The organism is Bradyrhizobium sp. USDA 4341, from assembly GCF_054063755.1.
This window is the reverse complement of the sequence record NZ_JBSSGO010000002.1, coordinates 4,840,540-4,864,330: the sequence shown is the minus strand read 5'-3', so window position 1 is coordinate 4,864,330 and position 23,791 is coordinate 4,840,540. Positions and strand designations below refer to the sequence as shown.

Sequence of the window (23,791 nt, the reverse complement as noted above, 5' to 3'; positions counted from 1 at the left end):
ATGTCGTCCCTGCGAAAGCAGGGACCCATAACCACAGGATGTCGTTGTTAGAAAAGGCTGTGGCCCCAGCACCTCGAACAACAAGACACTGTGGTTATGGGTTCCGGGTCGCGCTCCGCTTGCCCGGGACGACGGGTGTTACGCATTCCCCCTGTCCTCACGGAACAGGTCGAGCTTCTGCTGCACCGGGCGGTCGGAGAACGAGAACAGCACGGAGTCGGCATCGGCCTCATGGGTGACCCAATGCCAGCTCGGCACCACGAACAGGTCGCGCGCTCCCCACTCGAAGGTCTGGTCGCCGACGCGTGTGCGGCCCTTGCCCTCGATCGCAGCGAACACGGTGGCGTCGGTTGACCGATAGCGCGCGGTCTTGAAGCCCTTCGGCAGCAGCTGGATGAAGGTGCCGATGGTCGGCATCGCAAAATCGCCGGTCTCGGGGTTGGAGAATTTCAGCTTGAGGCCGTGGCAAGCATCCCATTCGTCGCCGACCCTGGCCTTCTCCAGCGCCTCGCGGGTGTATTCATAGGGATAGTTGAAGATCGGCGAGGTCTTCGAGGTCCGCTTCTGGTCGATCGGCAGCAGATTGTGGCCGTAGCGCGCGAAGCTGGCGCCGGCGGGCTTCGAGATCGACTGCTGATCTTCCTTGGCGCCCTCGGCAAACGAGCAGTCGAAGAACTGCACCATCGGGATGTCGAGCCCGTCGAGCCAGAACATCGGCTCACTGGTTTCGTTGGAATGGTCGTGCCAGGTCATCGACGGCGTGATGACGAAGTCGCCCGGCGACATCGCGGTGCGTTCGCCGTCAACGGCAGTGAAGGCGCCCTTGCCCTCGAGCACGAAACGCAGCGCGGACTGGGCGTGACGATGGGCGGGGGCGATGTCGCCCGGCACCACCATCTGCACGCCGGCGAACAGCGAGGTCGTGATCTTGGACTGGCCGCGCAGCCCCGGATTTTCCAGCACCAGCACGCGGCGCTCGGCTTCCTTGGCCGTGATCAGCCTGCCGGCCTCGTTCATGTAATCGCGGATCTGGTCGAACTTCCACAGATGCGGCCGGCAGGCGCTCTTCGGCTCCGGCGTGATCAGATCGTTCATCACGTTCCACAGCGCCGAGAGGTTTTGGCCGTCGATCTTCTTGTAGAACGCCTCGCGCTCGGGGGTCTTCTGCACGGCTTCCATGGCAAGCCTCCCACCATCATTCTTGTCGGTTCAATTAATTGACAGTATACTCACAATATGGCTAGCGTCAATGAACCAAGCCAATGAGGAAATGCAAGGGAGGTTCCGATGAAGCTGCATGGCTATTTCCGAAGCAGCGCGTCCTACCGGGTCCGGATCGCCCTCAATCTGAAGGGGCTGACATCCGAGCATCTGCCGCATCATTTGCGCAAGGGCGAGCAATGCGCGCCCGCCTATCTCGCGATCAATCCGCAGGGGCTGGTGCCGACCTTGGAGAGCGATGCCGGCGCGATCCTCACCCAGTCGCTTGCGATCATCGAATGGCTCGACGAGACCAATCCCAATCCGCCGCTGCTGCCGAACGACCCGCTGCGGCGCGCCAAGGTGCGCGCGTTCGCACAGGCGATCGCCTGCGACACCCACCCGGTGCAGAATTTGAAAGTGCTGGCGCGGCTGCGCAAGCTCGGCCTGCCCGAGGAGCAGGTGACGGAATGGGCGGCCTGGGCCAATCGCGAGGGCTTGGCGGCCTGCGAGACCCTGATCGCGGCGGAAGCCGGGCCGTTCTGCTTCGGCGATCGGCCGACGCTCGCCGATCTCTGCCTGGTACCGCAGCTCGCCAATGCGCGACGCTTCGGCGTCGACGTGTCGGCCTATCCGCGCCTGCTCAAGGCGGAAGCGGCCGCCAAGCAAGTCAAGGCGTTCGCCGACGCCGCCCCGGACAAGCAGCCCGATGCCGAATAGCAAGCCAACGCCCGTCACCATGGACGCGGTCTACACCGCGCCCGGCTATCTGTTCCGGCGCATGCAGCAGATCGCGGTCGCGCTGTTCATCGAGGAGTGCAAGGCGTTCGACCTGACGCCGGTGCAGTACGCCGCGCTGGTCACGATCTCGACCCATCCCGGCATCGACGCCACCCGGCTCTCGGCGGTGATCGCGTTCGACCGCTCCACGCTCGGCAATGTGATCGAGCGGCTGCAGGCCAAGGAGTTCATCGTGCGCAAGCCGGCGCCGGAGGACAAGCGCGTCAAGCTGCTCTACCTCACCAAAGCCGGCGCCAGCGTGCTCAACGACATCATGCCCTCGGTCGACAAGGCGCAGGCGCGGATGCTGCAGCCGCTGAAGCCGGCCGACCGCAAGACGCTGCTGGCGCTCCTGACCCAGCTCGTCGACCTCAACAACGAGGCCTCGCGGGTGCCGCTGCGCGCCGAGGATGCGCTCGAACATCTGGGGAGGTCGGGCTGATGGCGGAGGGCAAGCCGGTCCTGATCGCGGGCGGCGGCATCGGCGGCCTCGCCGTCGCGCTCGGCCTCGCGCAGAAGGGCATTCGCTCCATCCTGCTGGAAAAGGCCTCAGCACTCGGCGAGATCGGCGCCGGCATCCAGCTTGGGCCGAACGCGTTCCACGCCTTCGACTATCTCGGCGTCGGCGAGGCCGCGCGCAACATGGCGGTCTATATCGACCAGCTGCGGCTGATGGATGCGCTGACCGCCGATGAGATCACCCATATCGACCTCGGCGACGCCTTTCGCGCGCGGTTCGGCAATCCCTATGCCGTGGTGCATCGCGGCGATCTGCATGGCGTGTTCCTGCGCGCCTGCCAGACCCATGAGCTGATCGAGCTGCGCGTGTCCAGCGAGGTGACGGGCTACGCGCAGGATGGTTCGTCGGTGACCGCAAAGCTCGCCAGTGGTGAGCGCATCACCGGACGCCTGCTGATCGGCGCCGACGGGTTGTGGTCCAACATCCGCAAGCAGGTGACGGCGGATGGCCCGCCGCGCGTTTCCGGCCACACCACCTATCGCTCCGTGATTCCGACCGAGCAGATGCCGGAAGATCTGCGCTGGAACGCGGCCACGCTGTGGGCCGGCCCGAAATGCCACATCGTGCATTATCCGCTGTCGGGCTGGAAGGTGTTCAACCTCGTCGTCACCTATCACAACGATGCGCCGGAGCCCGTCGCGGGCAAGCCGGTTTCCGAGGACGAGGTGATGAGGGGTTTTACCCATGTCCATGAGCGGGCACAGGACATCATCCGCCACGGCACCAACTGGAAGCTTTGGGTGCTGTGCGACCGCGACCCCACCGAGCGCTGGGTCGACGGCCGCGTGGTGCTGCTCGGCGATGCCGCGCATCCGATGCTGCAATATTTCGCGCAGGGCGCCTGCCAGGCGATGGAGGACGCGGTCTGTCTGTCGCACATGCTGGCCAATCACGACGAGCAGGCGGTCGCGCTCGATGCCTATCGCGGCCAGCGCTTCCCGCGCACTGCGCGCGTGCAGCTGATGTCACGCGCGATCGGCGAGCACGTCTACCATCCCGCCGGCGACCACGCCCGAATCCGCAATGCGATCATGAGCGCGAAGTCGCAAGCCGAATGGTGCGACGATATCGCGTGGCTGTATGGCGGGACGGGGCTGGGTAGCTAGCTGCTCGATGTGAGATACGCGACACGCGCCACATTCCTGGTGTCGTCCCGGACAAGCGAAGCGCGATCCGGGACCCATAACCACCGATGGGCTGTTGTCATAGCAGGCTGGGGCCCCAGCCTTCGCGTCACAAGCATTTGTGGTTATGGGTCCCTGCTTTCGCAGGGACGACAGCGAGTGTGTGGCTGTCACATGCGCATCACCGCCTGGCGATCGATCTTGCCGGTACCGGTCTTCGGCAGCTCGTCGATGAATTTTACCTCGCGCGGATATTTGTACGGCAACAGCTTTGCCTTGACGTAGTCCTGCAGCCGCCGCGTCGCTTCATGGGTGTCGAAGCCGGCCTTGTTCATCACCACCACGGCCCGGAGCGTCATGCGTCGATCCGGCAATTCGGCGGCGTAGACGGCGCATTCGCGGACGTCAGGGTGATCGGCAAGGCACAGCTCGACCTCCAGCGGATAGACCCACTGGCCGGAGATCTTGATCAGATCGTCGGCGCGGCCGCGGAAGAAGTGAAAGCCGTCGCTGTCGCGCATGAAGCGATCACCGGTGTAGATCCAGCCGTCCTCGCGCACGGTCTCGGCGGTCTTGTCCGGCCGGTTCCAGTACAGCGGCGTTGCGGAATCGCCGCGCACCCACAGGATGCCTTCCTCATTGTCGCCGACCTCGCGGCCGTCGCTGTCGCGCAGCATGATCTCGTAGCCGGGCACGCGCAGGCCCGCGGCGCCGAGCTTCTTCTGCTCCGCGCGGTTACTGAGATAGACGTGCAGCACCTCGGTCGAGCCGAGCCCTTCGATGATCTCGAGCCCGGTGAGCCGCTTCCAGCCGTTGAACACATCGGCCGACAGCACCTCGGCGGCCGAGACCGCCATCCGCAGCGAGGAGAAATCGGCTTGCTCGGCGCCCTCGGCCTTGGTCAGGGTAATGTAGAGCGTCGGCAGGCCGAAGAACACGGTCGGCCGGTACTGCCCGATGGCCGCGAAGATCGCGGCGGGCTTGGGTTGGCCCGGCAGCAGCAGCGTCGCGGCGCCGACGGAGAAGGGAAACGTGATCGAATTGCCGAAACCGTAGGCGAAGAAGATCTTCGGCACCGAGAAGCAGATGTCGCCGGGCTGAAGCTTCAGCACGTTGCGAGCAAACGCCATCTCGCTATAGGCCATGTCGTGCTGCAGATGCACGATGCCCTTGGGGCGACCGGTCGAGCCCGACGAATACATCCAGAACGCCATCTCGTTGCGGTGGGTGTCGGCCGCGTCGAGTTCGGTCGGAAATGCATGCAGCCATTCGCCGGCGTTTCGCGTCTCCGCGACGGCATGCCCGGTGCCCGTGCCATTGACCACGACCAGCGTGCGCAGCGGCGTGTCCTTGCAGGCCTCGGCGTTGAAGCGCGAACAGAACTCGGCATCGGTGATGGCAACCTGCGCGCCGGCATCGGACAGATAGAATTGCAGCAGCTCCAGCGTCGTCAGCGTGTTGATGAGCAGCGGCACGAAGCCGGCGCGCACCGCGCCGAAGAACGCCGCCGGATAGGCCGGCGTGTCGTCGAGGAACAGCAGCACGCGGTCGCCGCGCACTAGCCCAAGCGACTGGAAGGCGTGGCCCCAGCGCGCCGCCTCGGCGCACAGCTCGCGATAAGTCCGCGTGCCGGCCGGGCCGGTCAGCGCCAGCCGTTCGGCATTCCCGTTGCCGAGATTGTCGAACAGGATGCGGCTCGCATTGTAGCGCTCGGGGATCGTAAAGCCGATCTCGCGCGCACCGGGATTGTCCTGCGGAACGAGGTCGGCGATCCCGGTCATGATTGTCCCTTTGCGGCCTCAAAGCGGGCCATGAAGGCGGGCGACATCGCGCGCAGCCGCGCGTCGTCGATCCGGCCGGAGCGGGTGATGTAGCTGTAGGCGAAATCCATCAGGTCGCGCTTCATATGCGTTGGGAAATGCTCGTACCAGTCGGCGCTGGTCCGCGCCGCGGTGACGAGCTTCTTCACGATCGGCTTGCGCTCGGCCTCATAGCGGGCAAGCGCAGCGGCGATGCCGCTTTCGGACTCCAGCGCCTTGGTCAGCGCGATCGCATCCTCGATCGCCAGCCGGGTGCCCGAGCCGATCGAGAAATGCGCGGAATGCAGCGCGTCGCCGATCAGCACCATGTTGCCGTGCGACCAGCGCTCGTTCCAGATCCATGGGAAATTGCGCCACACCGATTTGTTCGAGATCAGCTTGTGACCGTCCAAGGTCGCGGCGAACACCTGTTCGCAGATCGCCTGCGATTCCTCGATCGTCTTGTCGGCGAAGCCGTAAGCCGCCCAGGTCGCAGCGTCGCACTCGACCAGGAAGGTGCTCATGTCCTTCGCATAGCGATAGTGATGGGCGTTGAAGCTGCCGAGGTCGGTCGCCACGAAGGTCTGCGACAGTGTCGCGAAGGTCTTGGTGGTGCCGTACCAGGCGAATTTGTTGGTCGAATGCGAGACCGACGCGCCGAATGCGGCCTCAAAATCGCGGCGGATCATCGAGTTCAGCCCGTCGGCGGCGACGATCAGGTCGTAACCCCTCAGCTCGTCGACCGATTGCACCACGGTGTCGAAGCGCGGCGTGACACCAGTGCTGCGCACGCGCTCTTGCAGGATCGTCAGCAGCGCCAGCCGGCCGATCGAGGAGAACCCGACGCCGTCGATCTCGACGCTCTCGCCGCGCAGATTGAGCGTGATGTTCTTCCAGCTCTCCATCCGCGGCGCGATGGCGTCAACCGTCTCGGGGTCGTCGGCGCGCAGGAACTCCAGCGCCTGTTCGGAGAACACCACGCCGAAGCCCCAGGTGGCGCCGGCAGCGTTCTGCTCGAACAGATCGATGTCGGCGTCAGGATGACGCTTCTTCCAGAGATAGGCGAAATAGAGCCCGCCGGGCCCTCCGCCAATCACGGCGATCCGCAACGTCTGCCTCCCAGATTGACAGTGTACTTACAAATTGAGTCCAGCCTAATCGCCCTCTGGCGGGAACGCCAGAGGGAAAATGCGCGCGGTGACCAGAAGCGTGGCCGCGAACGGCTCAGTAGCAGCGGCGGACCTTGACCCCGCCGACCCACACCCAGCGGCAGCCGGCGACGACGGGCTTGCGGACGACGACCGCGCCGCGATGGCCGGCGCATCCGGCACGATAGGGGCCGCGCCCGCACACGACGGCGTTGGCATCGGAGGACTCGAAGGTCATGGTCGCGGCAAAGGACAGCAGGGCCGCAGCGATCAGCAATAATGAGCGCACGATATTCCCTCTCCCGGAGTGAGGTTGGTTGGCCTGTGGATGACGACAAGGTGCTGCGGCTCCGTGCCTGGCAAATCACCGGGCACCTATCGTCTCACCGCCTGCGCGGCTATTTCTTTTCCGCTGCCGCCAGCACCTTCTTGCAGGCGGGCGTCAGCTTGTCGCTCTCCTTGGCAAGACAGGCGATGATGCGCCCGCCGCCGGGCGTCACGCTTTTGCAAAACTTCTGATAGTCGCCCATGCAGGCGTCGCGTTGCGCCGATGTCAGCTCCTGGGCGTAGACGGCGGTTGAGCCGCAAAGCAGAACGGCGGTCAGGACAAGACGCAGCATCGATCGCTCCCTTTTCGGATCAGTCGCGTGACAACAGGATCACCGCGCTGCGAACGGCGCCAGCACATCGCGGCACGCCGGCGACAGCGAGCCGGCATTGGTCGCCAGGCACTGCACGATCCGCCCGCCGCCCGGCTGCACGCCGCCGCAGATCGAGCGGACGTCGGCGCCGCAGGCCGAACGCAGCACGAAAATCTCTTCGCGCGGTCGCAGCGGCCGCAACGCGATCACCGCTGGTGCTGCCGCCGGAGCCGCGGCCGGTGCTGCCGTTGTCGCGGCACCCGCGGCGCCACCGCCGCCGGCGGCCGCCACGGCCTTCTCGCAGGCCGGCGAAAGCTTCTCCTTGTTCTTCTCGAGGCACTGCAGCGCCGGCGCACCGCCGGTCGGCACGCCCGCACAGACCTTGGGATAATCGGAGCGGCAGGCGCTGCGGATCGCGGAGATCTGTGCGCTGCTTGGCTTTGCTGCCGCGGCCTTCGGTGCCGCCGTCTCCGCGGGCTTGGCCGCCGTCGCCGCCGGAGCCGCGTCGGTCTTGGCTGCTGCGGGAGCAGCGGCCGGTGCTTCCACGGCCTTCACGGCGCTGGCGCAGCCAGGCCCGAGGCTTGCCATGTTCTTCTGCAGGCATTGCAGTGACGCTTCGCCGCCGGGCGGAACGCTGGAGCAGTGTGCGATGTAATCGTTGCGGCATTGCGACTTGATGGCGTCGCGCTGCGCCTGGGTCGGCGCCTGCGACAAGGCCGGTGCGGTGCTCATCAGTGCCGCAAGCGCGAGCCATGCGGAGAGCCTCGTTGCACGTGTCAACGCGTTGATCATTTGAATAAATCCTCTCGTCGGGCCGCAAGCTTCCGGCTCAACTGAATTGCGTTCTGAAAAAGTCTTGTCGTAACAACCTCGGCGAGCGCCATCATTTTCGCTTTCGAGTTCCGCTGCAAGCGGATTGTTGCTATGGATGACGCAGGCGAATTCTTTGCTCGCCACGACGTCTTTGAATTAAGTCATTTGAACCGAGGCTCGAAATGAGGCATGCGCGCGCATCGGCACATTTCAGTCAGAGCGATTTTGTGCGGCTGCGAAATGCGCCGCTTCCGCGCATCGCCTTCGTCGTATCGGCCTTTGTCAGTTTAAGTGCCTGCGAGCAAAACAGTTTTGTTGCGCCGCCGCCGCCCAAGGTCGAAGTCGCGCCGCCGGTGCAGCGCGCCATCACGCGCTATCTGGACGCCACCGGAAACACCGCGCCGATCAAGACCGTCGATCTGGTCGCGCGCGTGCAGGGCTTTCTGCAGTCGATCAACTATCAGGACGGCTCGCCGGTGAAGGAGGGGACCACCCTGTTCACGATCGAGCCCGAGACCTACAAGCTGAAGCTGGAGCAGGCGCAGGCGGCCGAAGTCGGCGCGCAGGCGACGCTGAAGCAGGCGGAGTCCGATTACAAACGGCAGCAGGATCTGGTGCAGCGCCAGGCGGTGTCGCAGGCGACGCTGGAAACCTCGACCTCGACGCGGGACAACGCGCAGGCCAATCTGCAACAGGCCCAGGTCAACACCAAGATCGCCGCGGTCAATTACGGCTACACCAACGTCGCCGCGCCGTTCGACGGCATCGTCAGCAATCATTTGGTCTCGGTCGGCGAGCTGGTCGGCGTGGCCTCGCCCACCCAGCTTGCCACCATCGTGCAGCTCGACCCGATCTATGTGAACTTCAACGTCAACGAGCAGGACGTGCAGCGGGTGCGGGACGAGGCGCGCCGCCGCGGCATGACGTTCAACGATCTCAGGCAGTTGCCGATCGAAGTCGGGTTGCAGACCGAGACCGGCTATCCGCACAAGGGCAAGCTCGATTATCTTTCGCCGACCGTCAGTCAGTCGACCGGTACGCTTGCCGTCCGCGGCCTGGTGCCCAATCCGGATCGCGTGCTGCTACCCGGCTTCTATGTCCGCGTTCGCGTGCCGATCGACAAGCAGGACAATGCGCTGCTGGTGCCGGATGTTGCGATCGGCAGCGACCAGGCCGGCCGCTACGTGCTGGTGGTCAATGCCGACAATGTGGTCGAGCAGCGCAAGGTGACGACCGGTCCGCTCGACGAGGGCCTGCGCGTCATCGAGAGCGGGCTGAAGGCCGATGATCGCGTCGTGACCGCCGGATTATTGCGCGCGATCCCCGGGCAGAAGGTCGATCCGCAGATGCAGAAGGGCGACGCGACGCCGGCACCGGCCAAGTGAGGGGCGCGCCATGATCTCGAAATTCTTCATCGAGCGGCCGGTTCTTTCCAACGTCATCGCGATCCTGATGATCCTGATCGGCGGCGTTGCGCTGTTCAATCTTGCGGTCGCGCAATATCCCGATGTGGTGCCGCCGACGGTCCAGGTAACGACGCGCTATCCCGGCGCGTCGGCAAGAACCGTGATCGACACCGTGGCGCTGCCGATCGAGCAGCAGGTCAACGGCGTCGAGGACATGCTCTACATGCAGTCCTACAGCGGCGCCGACGGCACCTATACGCTGACGGTGACCTTCAAGATCGGCACCGACCTCAACTTCGCGCAGGTGCTGGTGCAGAACCGCGTCTCCTCGGCATTGTCGCAACTGCCGACCGCGGTGCAGAACCAGGGCGTCACGGTGCAGAAGCGGTCGACCTCGATCCTGCTGTTCGTGACGCTGACCTCGCCGAACAAGACCTACGACAGCCTGTTCCTGTCGAACTATGCCACCATCAACATTCGCGACGAGCTGTCGCGTTTGCCTGGTGTCGGCAACGTCACCGTGTTCGGCGCCGGGCAGTATTCGATGCGGGTGTGGCTCGATCCGAACAAGCTGCAGGCACGCGGGCTTATGCCGCAGGACGTCATCCAGGCGATCCAGCAGCAGAGCCAGCAGGTCACCGCAGGTCAGGTCGGTGCGCCGCCCGCGCCGCAGGGGCAGGCGTTCCAGTATACGTTGAACGTCAACGGCCGGCTCGATGATGCGAGCCAGTTCGAGAACATCATCGTCAAGACGGGCAATGTCGGCGACGTCATCCGTGTCCGCGATCTCGGCTCGGTCGAGCTCGGCGCGCAGACCTACAGCCAGGTGTTCTCGCTCAACCAGAAGCCGGCCACCGGCATCGGCGTGTTCCTGTCGCCTGGCGCCAACGCGCTGCAGGTCGAGAAGGAAGTGCAGAAGAAGGTGGCGCAGCTCGCCAGGCAGTTCCCGCAGGACATCAAGTACGACACGCCGTTCGACACCACCAAATTCGTCCAGGCCTCGATCGACGAGGTCTACCGGACGCTGATCGAGGCCGGCCTGCTGGTGCTGGTGGTGATCCTCGTCTTCCTGCAGGACTGGCGGGCGATGCTGGTGCCTGCGACCACGGTGCCGGTCACCATCATCGGCGCGTTCGCGGCGATGGCCGCGCTCGGCTTCACCATCAATCTCTCGACGCTGTTTGCAATCGTGCTGGCGATCGGCATCGTGGTCGATGACGCCATCGTGGTGGTTGAAGGTGCTGCGCACAATATCGAGCGCGGCATGTCCGGGCACGATGCCGCGATCAAGGCGATGGACGAATTGTTCGCGCCGATCGTCGGCATCACGCTGGTGCTGATTTCGGTGTTCCTGCCGGCGGCCTTTCTGCCGGGGCTGACCGGCCGGATGTACGCGCAATTCGCCCTGGTGATCGCGGCGACCGCGCTGCTCAGCGCCGTCAATGCCGCGACCTTGAAGCCGACGCAATGTGCGCTGTGGCTGCGCCCGCCGGTGCCGCCGGAGCAGCGCAATTTCTTCTACCGCGGCTTCAACGCGGTCTATGACCGGGTGGAGCGGGGCTACACGCGGATGATCGGCGGCATTGCCGGCCACGCCAAGACCTCGGTCCTCGTCGCGCTGATCCTGATCGGAATTGCCGGCTACGGGCTGTCACGGGTGCCGACCGGCTTCATTCCGATCGAGGACCAGGGCTACCTGCTGGCCGCGGTGCAGTTGCCCGACGGTGCCGCGATCGATCGCACCCAGCGGGTGCTCGATCAGGTCACCGAGATCGCCCGCAAGACGCCGGGTGTCGAGCAGGTGGTCGCCATCGCAGGCATCTCCGCGCTCGACAACTCGTCGAGCCTCGCCAATGCCGGCGTCGCCTATGTGATCCTCAAGGATTGGGGCGCGCGCGGCCCCGGCGAGGATCTGCGCTCGCTGGTCTACGGCCTCAACGACAAGCTTGCGGTGATTCCGGAGGCGCGGATCCTGGTGATACCGCCGCCGCCGATCCAGGGCATCGGCAATGCCGCCGGCTTTGCCATGCAGGTGCAGCTCCGTGACGGCAACGCCGATTACGGCAAGCTGCAGGCGGTCACCGGCGCCGTCGTCGGCAATGCGCAGACCCAAAGTGCGCTGCAGCGGGTGCAATCGTCGTTCCGCTCGATGGTGCCGCAGTTCGACGTCCAGGTCGACCGCGTCAAGACCGAGACGCTGCACGTCACCACCGACCAGATCTTCTCGACGCTGTCGTCCTATCTCGGTGCGAGCTACGTCAACCAGTTCACCAAGTTCGGCCGCACTTTCCAGGTCTACACCCAGGCCGATGCGCAATACCGCCTGACGCTGCGTGACATCGAGAACATGATGGTGCGCAACAGCAATGGCGACATGGTCCCGCTCGGCACCGTGGCGAAGATCACGCCGTCGGTCGGGCCGTCGCTGATCAGTCTCTATAACCTCTATCCGTCCGCGACCATCATCGGCCTGCCGTCGCAGGGCTACAGCTCCGGCCAGTCGATGACGCTGATGGAGGAGATCGCCGCGAAGACGCTGCCGCCCGGGACCGGCTATGAGTGGACGGCGATGTCGTACCAGGAGAAGGAGGTCGGCAGCCAGATCTACCTCGTGTTCGCGCTGGCGCTGCTGCTGGTCTACCTCGTGCTCGCCGGACAATATGAGAGCTGGTACGCGCCGATCTCGGTGATCCTGGCGGTGCCGCTGTCGCTGCTCGGGCCCATGCTGGTGCTGACCTTGCTTCGGATCGAGAACAATCTCTACACCCAGATCGGCACCATCCTCCTGATCGCGCTGTCGGCCAAGAACGCGATCCTGATCGTGGAGGTCGCGCTCGAGCATCACATCCGCGACGGCAAGCCGGTGCTGGAATCGGCGATCGACGCCGCCCGCGCCCGATTCCGGCCGATCCTGATGACGTCGTTCGCCTTCATCCTCGGCGTGCTGCCGCTGGTGCTCGCGACCGGCGCCGGCGCCAACGCCCGCAAGTCGATCGGCATCACCGTGTTCTCCGGCATGATCGCCTCGACCTGCCTCGCGGTGCTGTTCGTGCCGGCGTTCTTCGTCGTGGTGCAGAATTTCGAGAACTGGCGCAAGGCGAAGAAAGGCAAGGCGCCCGCGCCGCAAGCCGCACCGCAGGCGTCAGGCACGGTGCATTGACTCCCTCGCCCCGCTCTTGCGGGGTCGAGACGAGTGAAGCTCGCTCTTAGAGGGTTGGGGTGAGGGGCTCCCTCCGCCAGGCGGTGCGAGTTGCGAGACCTGTACCCCCTCGCCCGGATCGCATCTTGCGATGCGATCCGACCTCTCCCCGCAAGCGGGGAGAGGTAAGAAAGATGGCTACACCCTCACCATGCGCTTGCCGCGGTTCTCGCCGGCCAAGAGTCCGATCAGCGCCTGCGGGGTGTTCTCGATGCCGTCGATGACGTCTTCCTGGACCTTGAGCTTGCCCGAGGCGACCCAGGATTGCAGGTCGGCGAGCGCGGCATCGCGCTGGTCCATGTAGTCCATCACGATGAAGCCCTGCATGATCAGCCGCTTCACCACGATCAGGCCGGGCACGCCGCGCGGGCCGTGCGCGGAGGGCACGCCGTCATATTGCGAGATCGCGCCGCAACAGGCGATCCGGCCGCGATTGTTCATCTGCGCCAGGCAGGCTTCCAGGATGTCGCCGCCGACATTGTCGAAATAGACGTCGATGCCCTTGGGCGCCGCTGCGCGCAGCGCCTTGTAGGTGGCGCCGTCCTTGTAATCGACCGCGGCGTCGAAGCCGAGCTCCGAGGTCAGCCAATGGCACTTGTCCTTGCCGCCGGCGATGCCGACCACGCGGCAGCCCTTGATCTTGGCGATCTGGCCGACGATCGAGCCGACCGAGCCGGCGGCCGCCGACACCACCACGGTCTCGCCCTCCTTCGGCTTGCCGACATGGAGCAGGCCGAAATAGGCGGTCAGGCCGGCAATGCCATAGACGCTGAGCAGATGCGTCATCGGCTCGAGCTTCGGCATCCTGGCCAGGTGCTTGGCGGGCACGGCGGCATAGTCCTGCCAGCCGGTGTCGCCGAACACGATATCGCCCGGCTTGAGGCTCGGGTCATTCGAAGCCACCACTTCGGCGATGCCGCCGCCGGCCATCACGGTGTTGGCTTCCACCGCAGCGCGGTAGGTGGCGCCGTGCATCCAGGCGCGGTTGGCGGCGTCGAGCGAGATGTAGCGCGTCCGCACCAGCGCCTCGCCGTCTTTCGGCGCGGGGACCGTGCCCTTGGTGAGGCGAAAATGCTCGGGGCCGAGCTTGCCGGTCGGCTTTTCAACAAGCAGGATCTGGCGATTGACGGTGTCGTTCATTGGCGGTGTCTCCCCTCGCGTTGGTCGTTTCGCATGCAGTTTGACTGCGACGCGCGCAGCGTGTTGCACAGATTGTGCGCTGCACGAACGCTAGAGCATTTTCGAGCGAAGTGGAAACCGGTTCGCGTAAAGAAAATGCGTCAAAACATGAATCTAGAGCCCCCGTTCCGATTCATCGGAACGGAAAAGGCTCTAGTCCCAGCGCTGGCATTCCACAACGGGAACAGATCGGCAAAGTCCCGCTCGGCGCGAAGCGTGTTGCGTAGCTGCGTAAATCTGCCACACTTGCCCTTCGCCGGGAACTTACGGGGGTAAGAGAATGTCGAACAGGTTTACGCAATACATCCTGCTTGCGATGGTCCTTGGCATCGCAATGGGAACGATTGTCTTCAACTACTTTCCTGACAGCCGCGCCGAGATCGCAGCCGACGTCAACCTGATCGCTATGCTGTTCCTGCGCCTGATCAAGATGATCATCGCGCCTCTGGTGTTCGCGACCCTCGTCGGTGGCATCGCCCATATGGGAAGCGGCGCCAAGCTCGGGCGCATCTTCGCCAAGACCATGGGCTGGTTCGTCTCCGCCTCCTTCGTTTCGCTGCTGCTCGGCCTCGTGATGGTCAACCTGTTGCAGCCCGGCGCCAATTTCCCCGGCACGCTGCCCGACAAGGCGCAGTCGACCGGCCTGCCGGTCTCGGCCTTCTCGATCGAGAAATTCCTGACCCATCTGATCCCGACCTCGATCGCGGATGCGATGGCACAGAACGAGATCCTGCAGATCGTGGTGTTCGCGGTGTTCTTCGCGGTGGCGCTCGGCGCCATGCCTGAGCGCGCCAAGCCGATCATGAGCCTGATCGACGATCTCGCCCACATCATGCTCAAGGTCACCAGCTATGTGATGCTGTTCGCACCGATCGCGGTGTGGGCCGCCATCATGGCGACCGTTTCCAAGAACGGCCTCGGCGTGCTCTGGAAGCTGATCGTCTTCATGGGCGGCTTCTATCTGTCGCTGCTGATCCTGTGGGGCATCCTGGTGATGGTCGGCTTCGTCGTGATCGGGCCGCGCTACAGCCATTTGCTGCGGCTGATCCGCGAGCCCCTGATGATCGCGTTCTCGACCGCCTCCTCGGAGGCGGCCTATCCGAAGACGCTGGAGGGGCTGAACAGGTTCGGCGCCTCCTCGCGGATCTCGGCCTTCGTGCTGCCGCTCGGTTATTCCTTCAACCTCGACGGCACGATGATGTACTGCACCTTCGCGAGCATCTTCATCGCGCAGACCTACCACATCGAGATGTCGCTCGGCACGCAGTTCGCTATGCTGGCGACGTTGATGATCACCTCGAAGGGCGTGGCCGGCGTGCCGCGCGCGTCGCTGGTGGTGATCGCCTCGACGCTGTCGCAGTTCGGTATCCCGGAGGCCGGCCTGCTGATGATCATGGGCATCGACACCTTCCTCGACATGGGCCGCAGCGCCACCAACGTGATCGGCAACTCGCTGGCCACCGCCGTGGTCGCGAAGTGGGAAGGCGAGCTGAAGGCCGAGCACGAGCTCGGGCCCGACGACGCGGTGCCGCAGGATGCGGTGCCCGGCGCCGTGATGGCCGGTCATTAACGGGAGGGATGCATGCATCGCGCCCGCTGGAGGCCGATACGGGCTGAGGCGCCTCTCCTGTCGACATGCCTGCTGTCAGCATGTCTGCTGGCGGCAAGCCTGCTGATCGGACCGGTGTCCGCACAGCCGGCGGGCGAGGGGCTCAGCCCCACGCTCGCCAACATCAAGGCCACGCACACGGTGCGGATCGGCTATCGCGAAAGCTCGCCGCCGTTCTCGTTCCTCGATCACTCCAACCGGCCGATCGGCTACAGCCTCGAGCTGTGCGATGCGATCGTCGACGAGATCGCGGCCGAGGTCGACGACGCCAGCCTCAAGGTCGACTACGTCAAGGTCACCTCCGACGACCGCATTCCGGCGGTCGTCGACAAGAAGATCGATCTCGAATGCGGATCGACCACGGCGAATGCCGAGCGCGGCAAGCAGGTCGCATTCTCGCCGCTGATGTTCGTGGCCGGCACCAAGCTGATGGTGCCGAAGGCCTCCGGCGTCAACCAGGTCGCCGACTTGAAGGGCAAGACGGTGGTGGTGACCAAGGGCACCACCAACGAGCAGGCGATGCACAATGTCGACGCCAAGCAACAGCTCGGCCTCAACATCGTGACCGCCGGCGACCATGAGCAGTCCTACCAGATGCTGGTGGACGGCAAGGCGGATGCGTTCGCGACCGACGACATCCTGCTCTATGGCCTGATTGCGCGGCACAAGTCGCAGGATAAATTCCGCGTCACCGGCGACTATCTGTCCTACGATCCCTACGGCATCATGTACCGCAAGGGCGAGCCGCAGATGAAGGACGTGGTCGAGCGCGCCTTCCGCAAGCTCGCCTCGAACCGCGACATCATCCCGCTCTACAACAAGTGGTTCGTCGCCCGCTTGCCGACCGGCGAGAAGCTCAACGTCGCGCTCTCACCGCAGCTCGAAGACGCCTTCAAGGCGCTCGACGATTCTGCGGGCGGAGCGAACTAGCCTGAAGTCCGGCCTCTCTCCTTGCGGGAGAGGCCGGATTGCGTTGCAGACGCAATCCGGGTGAGGGGTCTTGCGCAACGCGCGCGGCTTTCCAAGCGGTCCCGAACCGTGCCGACGAACCGCAACTTCGTTCATCGCCAATAGCGATGCGACAAATCCAGGCACTGCCGGACCCAGAATCCGTTCACATGGATCAACTGGCATGTGCTCGGCGGCGGCTCCTTGATGATCGGATATCCGTGGATGTCGATGTTCGTCGGGGCGGTGACGCCGCGCCAGAACACGGCGTTGGCAGGAGGAGGATTGAAGGCGGCGACGAACGCCGTGACGGCGAGGAAGCTCAAAACAAGTTTGCGCATAATCTGTATCCGGATCGATTAATCCGCATCAGCGTACTCCCTTGAGCGGGATGAGCAAGCCGCTGAATGGATCAAAATGGCGGCGAGAATTTTGCGGCAAGCTGTACTGCCGCACGCGCGTAGCCGCCGTGGACCGCCATAGAAGCGAGGGCAACGATGCCGACCGCCGCCAGAACAACCATGACCTGGAAGATCGCGCGTCCAAGGATCGCTCCCATCAAAACTCCATTGATCCGGCGGGCATCCTGGTTCGCGTTTCCGCGCCGCGATCTCTGGAGCATCATCGGCAGGCGAGATTCCGCTATTGAAGGCTGCGAACTCGTCGCTTCACCAGCTAGTGTCGCTCCGCGGCCAGCCGATCGACCTGCTGCTTGAGCTCTGCTTCCATCTCGGAAACGATATCGTGCGGCAGGCGAGCGCCGGGCGAACCGGTCGTCTCTCGCTCCATCGCCTGATGCCGCATGTCATTGGCATTCGGGACCGGGTCTTCGACCCGTCGTCGAGAGGATAGATAGCTGGGCGCGCCAGCCGCCGCGTCGGCTTTTGTAGGGTTCAGAAAAATCCTGATCCGAGCGTACAGCGTTCTTCATCAGCTTTGCCTCCTGGCACGACTTCCTGTCCCCAGGTCCGAACCATCCGGCTCGTCTCTCATCAATGACGCGGTAACCTCGAATGTTGTTCCGCTCGGAACTTGCAAACGTCCGCCGGAACCCGCCGGTTATCGAGTCCGGAACCAGAACTTTAAGCGTCCTCAGTCATTGAACACTGGGGTTGACCGTTTGGAGGTTGCCATGGGCTACACGAGGTCAATTCACCAAACCGCAATTGTGGTCGAAGACGACACGATCCAGCGCGACATGATTGCGTTGTTGTTGAAGGAAGGGCATTTCGACGTCATCCAATGCGAAGACGGCGAGACGGCTGCGCTTGCCATCAAGATGCGTCACCCGTCACTGCTGGTCACCGACATCAAGCTCACGGGCAGAATGAACGGCATCGAACTCGCACAATGGGCGCTGGATTGCGATCCGGCAGTGCGCGTGCTGGTGATCTCGGGCCTGGCGCCGCCCAGCGATCTGCCTGACGGCGTCAAATTCTTTGCCAAACCGGTTTATCCATCCACTCTGCTGCGCGAGCTTGCGTCGTAATTCCTGGCCGATCGAGACACAGACCCATGCAAGACGATCCCGAAATCGATTGGCACCGCGAGCAGATCACGAGGAATCGTGAACTGCTCGCGGAGTTGCAATCCGGAAATGCGGCAGGCGCTGACGTGTTTCCGGAGACGCAAGCCGAGATCGACCGCCTCACCGCACAGGTCGAGCAATCGGAACTGATCGTCGCCGCCTATGAGAAAGAGCACCCGCGAGAATGATCGGGGGCTCAAGGCAAGCGCGTCGCACGTCGCTTACGCGAACACGGCGTCCAGCGCCGCCGAATACGCCGCCTCGACCAGCGCCGGATGGCAGCGGCCCAGCGCTTCCATCTTCACGCCCGAATTCACTTCCAGCACCTGCCACGCGCCATCAACGTGCACGACATCGATGGAGGCGAAGCGGATGCCGACGGCCTGCGCGGCCTTGATCGCGAGCGCGACGCAGGCGTCGCGCGTCACACCATCCGTGAGCAGCACCGGCTCGGCACCGGCATCGAGATTGTGCCGCCAGTTGAGCAGAAGCCGTTCGCCGGCGGGCGGAACGGCGTCGAGCGCAGCGGCATCGAAGTCCTCGGAGAGGGCCTTCAGTTGTTCGGCCGTCGCGGTCGCCTCCGCCAGCGCGCGCAGCGAGTGGACGCCGTCGCCGACCACCGACGGCCGCGTCTTGCCGTAGACGATCAACGCGCGATCATCGAGCAACACGACGCGCACCTCGTCCTTGATCTCGACGTAAGGCGAGATCGCAAGGCTCGGATGCGCAGTGAGGATGCGGGCGACCGCCGTCTCCAGCTGCGTTAGCGTCGTGACGCGGAAGACGAGCTCGCCGGATGTCCCCTCATTCGGCTTGACGACGAGGCCGTGCGGATGCTGCGCGAGCAAAAGCCGCATCGCATCCAGCGAGTCCGATCCGGGGATGTGCTTGCTGAGCTTGCTGCCGAGAAACAGGCTGTGCGGAACGGTTGATATGCCGGCCGATGCCAGCACTTCGGCGCAGGCCGATTTGTCGTTGGCGACCTGATGCGCGACTGCGCTGTTCAGCCCGATGTCGTAGCCGATCGCAAGCCGCCGCGCGTCGCCCTTGGTCATGATGACCAGCCAGCCGCCGGACCGCACCTCGACGGCAATGGAGCGCGCCAAACAATATTTTTTGATGGTTTCCAGGAAGATTCGCTGGCTGATCAGGACCACGAGATCATTTTCCCTTCACCGCGGTTTTCGTAGCAATTAATTGCCAGATCGGTGCCGATCTCAGCAAGTAAATTACCTGCAGCACCACGTGTTAACGATGTCGTGGCTGAACCTCTGCGCGAAATCGAACGACTGCCATTCTGAGATCGCAATTGCACGCCAGTTGATCTTGACTATCTCATGCATTGGCGCAATGGACACGCGGGATCTTCAATGATTTCGGCCACTTCAGCGCCGTCGCGAGCAGTCTAGAAATCAAATCATTCTAAATCTGATCAGTCGAGAAAACGAAAACCCATGAGCGCGTTCTATCGAGAGAAGGTTCTTTCTGTCCAGCACTGGACCGATACGCTTTTCAGCTTCCGGGCCACCCGCGATTCCGGTTTCCGCTTCCAGAATGGCCAGTTTGCCATGATCGGCCTCGAGGTCGATGGCCGCCCGCTGCTGCGCGCCTATTCGATGGCGAGCGCCAATCACGAGGAAGAGCTCGAGTTCTTCTCGATCAAGGTGCAGGACGGCCCGCTCACCTCCAAGCTGCAGAAGATCCGCGAGGGCGACACCATCCTGGTCGGCCGCAAGGCGACCGGCACGCTGATCACCGACAATCTGATTCCCGGCAAGCGGCTGATGCTGCTGTCGACCGGCACCGGCCTTGCGCCGTTCGCGAGCCTGATCAAGGACCCCGAGGTCTACGATCGCTACGATCAGATCCTGCTGGTGCATGGCTGCCGCCAGGTCTCCGAGCTCGCCTATGGCGAGGAGCTGGTCGCCAAGCTGCGCGACGACGAGCTGTTCGGGCCGCTGCTGTCGGAGAAGCTCTCCTACTATCCGACCGTGACGCGCGAGCCGTTCCGCAATCGCGGCCGCATCACCGACCTGATCACCTCCAACCAGCTGTTCACCGACCTGCATCAGGGCCCGCTCGACATCGAGACCGACCGCATCATGATGTGCGGCAGCCCGGCGATGCTGGACGAGCTGAAGCAGCTGTTCGAGACCCGCGGCTTCAAGGAAGGCAGCGGCAACACCCCCGGTCACTTCGTGATCGAGAAGGCGTTCGTCGAGCGCTGATCTCTGTCGTCCCGGGCAAGCGAAGCGCGACCCGGGACCCATATCCACCGTTGCTGCTTGGACGAAGGCTGGGGCCCCATCGAGCTCCAGCCTTTTGCATTTGTGGTTATGGGTCCTGGCTCCTGTGCGCAATTGCGCACTAGGCCGGGACGACGATGGTGCTTGTGGCGCCGTCCAATCCCCGACTGCTATAACGCCCGCAACGTCGCGCAGCCGTTTCCTGAACGCGGCGATCCAGGGAGCAGCACCTTGTCCATCACCGATCCGGATGCCCCGAAGACCGCCTTTGTGTTCGCCGGCGGCGGCAGCTTTGGCGCGGTCCAGGTCGGCATGTTGCAGGCGCTGGCCGCGCATGGCGTGGCCGCCGACATGGTGGTCGGCTCCAGCGTCGGGGCCTTGAACGGCGCGTTTTATGCCGGCGACCCGACGGTCTCGGGCGTGGCGCGGCTGGCCGAGATCTGGCGCGGCCTGAACCGGCAGGATGTGTTTCCGGTAAGCTGGCGGACGCTGGTGGGCTTCCTGTGGCGGCGCGACTTCCTGATCTCGCATGACGGCGTCCGCAAGTTGATCGACGATTACATCCCGTTCCGCAATCTCGAGGACGCGCGGCTCCCGATCCACATCGTCACGACGGACATCATCAGCGGCGACAGCGTGGTGCTGTCGGAGGGCTCGGCGGCCGAAGCGATCGTCGCATCGACCGCGATCCCCGGCGCATTCACGCCGGTACATTACCGCGATCACTACCTCGCCGACGGCGCGATCTCCAGCAACACGCCGGTCCGCGTGGCCGTGAAGCAAGGGGCAAAGCGCCTGATCGTGCTGCCGACCGGGCATGCCTGCGCCAACCAGGCGCCGCCGGTCGGCGCGCTCGCCAATGCGCTGCATGCGCTGACGCTGCTGATCGCGCGGCAGCTCGTCAACGAGCTCGAGAATATCGGTCCCGACGTCGAGTATTTCGTGGTGCCGCCGCTGTGCCCGCTGGTCGGCTCGCCCTACGATTTCTCCCGGACATCCGATCATATCGCCCGCGCCCTCGACACCACCAACGCGTGGCTCGCCAGCGACGTCCTGAAGGCGGGGCATATCCCTCACGAAATGCGGCCGCACGACCATTGATACGAACAGTGCACTCTCCTCACTCCCCCGCAAGCGCAGGCAATCGCATATGCGTCTTCGCCGGCCGCGCAGGTGCTAGGCCTCGTGATTCGAGACGCGCCGCAAGCGGCGCTCCTCACCATGAGGATCTACAGTTTAGGCGCGGGCGCGAAACAGGACGCATATCGTCGTCCACCGCTGTCATCGCCCGGCTCGACCGGGCGATCCAGTACGCCGCGGCTCCTCGATTCAAGCACTACAGTCTCTGGAATACTGGATCACCCGCCTGCGCGGGTGATGACACCGCGCGGTGTGACGCCTTGAATCGCGAACCGTCCTCATCGTCGTCCCTGCCTAGTGCGCAATTGCGCACGGAGCAGGGACCCATAACCACAAATGCTAATTGTTGGGCGATCCTGGAACGACGAGTCCCTGCAACAAGGTCCGCCGCGGCGTATGGGTCCCTGCTCCCGTGCGCAATTGCGCATTAGGCGGGGACGACGTGTGGAGGGGGCCGCGGACTCAATGGCGGGCGTCTCGAAGGATGGCCGCAGGGAAGTGACGCGGCAGGGCTTTCCCATATGCGATAGCCGCGAGCGTCTGTACGATTTCTGGATAATGGAAGAATGCCGCTGATTTGCCCGACGAGTCAAGTTGCCGTGTCCGCCAGCTACTTTGCATGGGGTTGTTTTCGATATTTTGGCAGTGCGCCCTGCCCGCAAGCGGGGGAGGGGGCGCAGTCTTTGTGGAGCTCCACTGCGTTGCACTGCAAAAGGCGATTTCGTTTCAATTTGACTGGTGCCGTACCCGCCCATCCGGGCGGTTGTCACATCTGTGACTGCTCGGCCGTATAACCGTAGTGCACTTGTTCCGCGAGTTGGATTAGCTTACGGCCGACAGGGTATTCAAGGCAGACCGGAGGGATTTGATGGATACGATGCTGCTTCCGTTCTCGCCACGCTTCATCGTGCTGACGATCTGCGCCGTCGTCACTGCACTGCTGCTGCTGGTCGGGATTTTCGACCACAAGGTCTTCAAGATCGTTGTGGTCCCGCTGGCGATCTTCGGTGCGCTGACATTGCTCGGCATCCGCGACCTGACGCAGAAGAACCATGCGGTGCTCCGCAACTACCCGATCTCGGCGCATGTCCGCTTCCTGCTCGAGGAAATCCGCCCGGAGATGCGGCAGTACTTCTTCGAGAGCGAGAAGGACGGCATGCCGTTCTCCCGCGACACCCGCGCGGTGGTCTATCAGCGCGCCAAGATGGTGCTCGACAAGCGGCCGTTCGGCACCCAGGAGGACGTCTATCGCGAGGGCTATGAGTGGATGCACCACTCGGTGGCGCCGAAGCCGCATGCCGACCAGAAATTCCGCATCACGATCGGCGGCCCCGACTGCACCAAGCCGTATTCGGCCTCGGTCTTCAACATCTCGGCGATGAGCTTCGGCGCGCTCAGCCCGAACGCGGTGCGGGCGCTGAATGCCGGCGCCAAGAAAGGCGGCTTCGCCCACGACACCGGCGAGGGCGGCGTCAGTCCCTATCACCGCGAGATGGGCGGCGACATCATCTGGGAGGTCGGCTCCGGCTATTTCGGCTGCCGCAACCGCGACGGCACCTTCAATCCAGAGCTGTTCGCAAGCGTCGCGGGCGACGACCAGATCAAGATGGTCGAGCTCAAGATCAGCCAGGGCGCCAAGCCCGGCCATGGCGGCGTGCTGCCGGCCGCGAAGGTCTCCGAGGAGATTTCCAAGATCCGGGGCGTGCCGATGGGCGAGGACTGCATCTCGCCGGCCTATCACAAGGCGTTCTCGACGCCGCTGCAGATGATGGAATTCGTGGCGCAGATGCGCAAGCTGTCCGGCGGCAAGCCGGCCGGCTTCAAGATGTGTATCGGCCATCCCTGGGAATTCCTCGCGATCTGCAAGGCGATGAAGGAGAGCGGGCTCTATCCCGACTTCATCGTGGTCGACGGCAATGAAGGCGGCACCGGCGCCGCGCCGCTCGAGTTCATGGACCATCTGGGCATGCCGATGCGCGAGGGCGTCAGTTTCGTCCACAACGCGCTGATCGGCATCGGCGCGCGCGACCGCATCAAGATCGGCGCCTCCGGCAAGATCGCGACCGCCTTCGACCTGGCGCGCGCGATGGCGATCGGGGCCGACTGGTGCAATTCGGCGCGCGGCTTCATGTTCGCGCTCGGCTGCATCCAGTCCCTGAGCTGCCACACCGATCGCTGCCCGACCGGCGTCACCTCGCAGGACCCGATCCGCAACCGCGCGCTCTACGTGCCCGACAAGATCGAGCGCGTGTACAACTACCACCACTCGACCCTGCACGCGCTGACCGAGCTGCTCGCGGCCGCCGGCCTCGAGCACACCAAGGATCTGCGCCCGATCCACTTCTCGCAGCGGAGCTCGACCACCGACGTCCGCACCTTCGCACAGCTCTATCCGGCGCTGCGCCCGGGCGAACTGCTCGAAGGCACCCAGGATCCCCGCTTCCGCGACGCCTGGGCAATGGCGCGCGCGGATTCGTTCCAGCCAGCGGGATAGAGGCGCGGTTTCGGTTC

Annotated in this window: 22 protein-coding genes; 13 read left to right on the top strand and 9 right to left on the bottom strand. The window is 64.2% G+C overall.

Annotated features, from left to right (window positions below; all coding sequences use genetic code 11):
- Positions 1-138 precede the first annotated feature (138 nt).
- Positions 139-1,179 (bottom strand): gentisate 1,2-dioxygenase, encoded by a 1,041-nt coding sequence (gtdA, locus tag ACVIGB_RS29080; RefSeq protein WP_456720064.1) that lies wholly within the window; start codon positions 1,177-1,179, stop codon positions 139-141.
- Positions 1,180-1,287: 108 nt separating this feature from the next.
- On the opposite strand from gtdA, the gene maiA reads away from it, so the two are divergent.
- Genes maiA through ACVIGB_RS29065 form a run of 3 tightly spaced genes read left to right on the top strand, consistent with a single transcriptional unit; the run spans position 1,288 to position 3,606 of the window.
- Positions 1,288-1,920 carry a maleylacetoacetate isomerase gene (gene maiA / locus ACVIGB_RS29075; RefSeq protein WP_456720065.1) on the top strand — a complete coding sequence of 211 codons (633 nt, stop codon included), beginning with the start codon at positions 1,288-1,290 and terminating at the stop codon, positions 1,918-1,920.
- Positions 1,910-2,422 (top strand): MarR family winged helix-turn-helix transcriptional regulator, encoded by a 513-nt coding sequence (locus ACVIGB_RS29070; protein WP_456720066.1) that lies wholly within the window; start codon positions 1,910-1,912, stop codon positions 2,420-2,422. The genes maiA and ACVIGB_RS29070 overlap by 11 nt, the downstream gene beginning before the upstream one ends.
- Positions 2,422-3,606, top strand: coding sequence for a 3-hydroxybenzoate 6-monooxygenase (locus tag ACVIGB_RS29065; protein WP_456720067.1), 1,185 nt, complete (start codon positions 2,422-2,424; stop codon positions 3,604-3,606). Before ACVIGB_RS29070 ends, ACVIGB_RS29065 begins: the two co-directional genes overlap by 1 nt.
- A gap of 188 nt (positions 3,607-3,794) precedes the next feature.
- On the opposite strand, the gene ACVIGB_RS29060 is transcribed toward ACVIGB_RS29065, so the two are convergent.
- The 5 genes from ACVIGB_RS29060 to ACVIGB_RS29040 form a co-directional block, all read right to left on the bottom strand.
- Positions 3,795-5,405 (bottom strand): benzoate-CoA ligase family protein, encoded by a 1,611-nt coding sequence (locus ACVIGB_RS29060; RefSeq protein ID WP_456720068.1) that lies wholly within the window; start codon positions 5,403-5,405, stop codon positions 3,795-3,797.
- The gene (locus ACVIGB_RS29055) at positions 5,402-6,532 is read right to left on the bottom strand and encodes an FAD-dependent monooxygenase (protein WP_456720069.1); all 1,131 of its coding nucleotides are present in this window, start codon (positions 6,530-6,532) and stop codon (positions 5,402-5,404) included. Before ACVIGB_RS29055 ends, ACVIGB_RS29060 begins: the two co-directional genes overlap by 4 nt.
- A gap of 115 nt (positions 6,533-6,647) precedes the next feature.
- Positions 6,648-6,860: a hypothetical protein gene (locus tag ACVIGB_RS29050; protein WP_229169023.1), complete on the bottom strand. Its 213-nt coding sequence runs from the start codon at positions 6,858-6,860 to the stop codon at positions 6,648-6,650.
- 109 nt (positions 6,861-6,969) lie between these two features.
- Complete coding sequence (locus ACVIGB_RS29045; protein ID WP_092119845.1) at positions 6,970-7,191, bottom strand: cysteine rich repeat-containing protein; 222 nt, start codon at positions 7,189-7,191, stop codon at positions 6,970-6,972.
- 39 nt (positions 7,192-7,230) lie between these two features.
- Entirely contained in the window at positions 7,231-8,004 is a 774-nt protein-coding gene (locus tag ACVIGB_RS29040) for a cysteine rich repeat-containing protein (protein ID WP_456720070.1), read from the bottom strand.
- A gap of 203 nt (positions 8,005-8,207) precedes the next feature.
- On the opposite strand from ACVIGB_RS29040, the gene ACVIGB_RS29035 reads away from it, so the two are divergent.
- On the top strand, positions 8,208-9,410 hold the full coding sequence (locus ACVIGB_RS29035; protein WP_456720071.1) for an efflux RND transporter periplasmic adaptor subunit: 1,203 nt from the start codon (positions 8,208-8,210) through the stop codon (positions 9,408-9,410).
- A 10-nt stretch (positions 9,411-9,420) separates the two neighbouring features.
- Positions 9,421-12,591: an efflux RND transporter permease subunit gene (locus ACVIGB_RS29030; RefSeq protein ID WP_456720072.1), complete on the top strand. Its 3,171-nt coding sequence runs from the start codon at positions 9,421-9,423 to the stop codon at positions 12,589-12,591.
- Positions 12,592-12,768: 177 nt separating this feature from the next.
- On the opposite strand, the gene ACVIGB_RS29025 is transcribed toward ACVIGB_RS29030, so the two are convergent.
- Positions 12,769-13,770 carry an NADP-dependent oxidoreductase gene (locus tag ACVIGB_RS29025; RefSeq protein ID WP_456749245.1) on the bottom strand — a complete coding sequence of 334 codons (1,002 nt, stop codon included), beginning with the start codon at positions 13,768-13,770 and terminating at the stop codon, positions 12,769-12,771.
- Positions 13,771-14,089: 319 nt separating this feature from the next.
- Here ACVIGB_RS29025 and ACVIGB_RS29020 point away from each other — a divergent pair, with 319 nt between their 5' ends.
- On the top strand, positions 14,090-15,379 hold the full coding sequence (locus ACVIGB_RS29020) for a dicarboxylate/amino acid:cation symporter (RefSeq protein WP_456720073.1): 1,290 nt from the start codon (positions 14,090-14,092) through the stop codon (positions 15,377-15,379).
- A gap of 12 nt (positions 15,380-15,391) precedes the next feature.
- Positions 15,392-16,348 (top strand): amino acid ABC transporter substrate-binding protein, encoded by a 957-nt coding sequence (locus ACVIGB_RS29015; protein ID WP_456720074.1) that lies wholly within the window; start codon positions 15,392-15,394, stop codon positions 16,346-16,348.
- A gap of 131 nt (positions 16,349-16,479) precedes the next feature.
- Here the strand turns inward: ACVIGB_RS29015 and ACVIGB_RS29010 are convergent, their stop codons facing one another.
- Positions 16,480-16,707, bottom strand: coding sequence for a hypothetical protein (locus ACVIGB_RS29010; protein WP_456720075.1), 228 nt, complete (start codon positions 16,705-16,707; stop codon positions 16,480-16,482).
- Positions 16,708-16,757: 50 nt separating this feature from the next.
- Between ACVIGB_RS29010 and ACVIGB_RS29005 the strand changes: the two genes are divergently transcribed.
- From ACVIGB_RS29005 to ACVIGB_RS28995, 3 genes are all read left to right on the top strand, one after another.
- On the top strand, positions 16,758-17,015 hold the full coding sequence (locus tag ACVIGB_RS29005) for a hypothetical protein (protein ID WP_456720076.1): 258 nt from the start codon (positions 16,758-16,760) through the stop codon (positions 17,013-17,015).
- 471 nt (positions 17,016-17,486) lie between these two features.
- Positions 17,487-17,855 carry a response regulator gene (locus tag ACVIGB_RS29000; protein ID WP_456720078.1) on the top strand — a complete coding sequence of 123 codons (369 nt, stop codon included), beginning with the start codon at positions 17,487-17,489 and terminating at the stop codon, positions 17,853-17,855.
- Positions 17,856-17,881: 26 nt separating this feature from the next.
- Positions 17,882-18,082, top strand: a complete 201-nt coding sequence (locus ACVIGB_RS28995) for a hypothetical protein (RefSeq protein ID WP_092119819.1) — start codon at positions 17,882-17,884, stop codon at positions 18,080-18,082.
- 33 nt (positions 18,083-18,115) lie between these two features.
- On the opposite strand, the gene ACVIGB_RS28990 is transcribed toward ACVIGB_RS28995, so the two are convergent.
- The gene (locus ACVIGB_RS28990) at positions 18,116-19,051 is read right to left on the bottom strand and encodes an ATP-grasp domain-containing protein (protein WP_456720079.1); all 936 of its coding nucleotides are present in this window, start codon (positions 19,049-19,051) and stop codon (positions 18,116-18,118) included.
- A 297-nt stretch (positions 19,052-19,348) separates the two neighbouring features.
- On the opposite strand from ACVIGB_RS28990, the gene ACVIGB_RS28985 reads away from it, so the two are divergent.
- The 3 genes from ACVIGB_RS28985 to ACVIGB_RS28975 all read left to right on the top strand — a co-directional run bounded on the left by ACVIGB_RS28985 (position 19,349) and on the right by ACVIGB_RS28975 (position 23,774).
- Complete coding sequence (locus tag ACVIGB_RS28985; RefSeq protein WP_092119813.1) at positions 19,349-20,122, top strand: ferredoxin--NADP reductase; 774 nt, start codon at positions 19,349-19,351, stop codon at positions 20,120-20,122.
- Between the two features lie 249 nt (positions 20,123-20,371).
- Positions 20,372-21,241 carry a patatin-like phospholipase family protein gene (locus ACVIGB_RS28980; protein WP_456720080.1) on the top strand — a complete coding sequence of 290 codons (870 nt, stop codon included), beginning with the start codon at positions 20,372-20,374 and terminating at the stop codon, positions 21,239-21,241.
- Between the two features lie 907 nt (positions 21,242-22,148).
- Positions 22,149-23,774 (top strand): FMN-binding glutamate synthase family protein, encoded by a 1,626-nt coding sequence (locus ACVIGB_RS28975; protein WP_456720081.1) that lies wholly within the window; start codon positions 22,149-22,151, stop codon positions 23,772-23,774.
- Positions 23,775-23,791 lie beyond the last annotated feature (17 nt).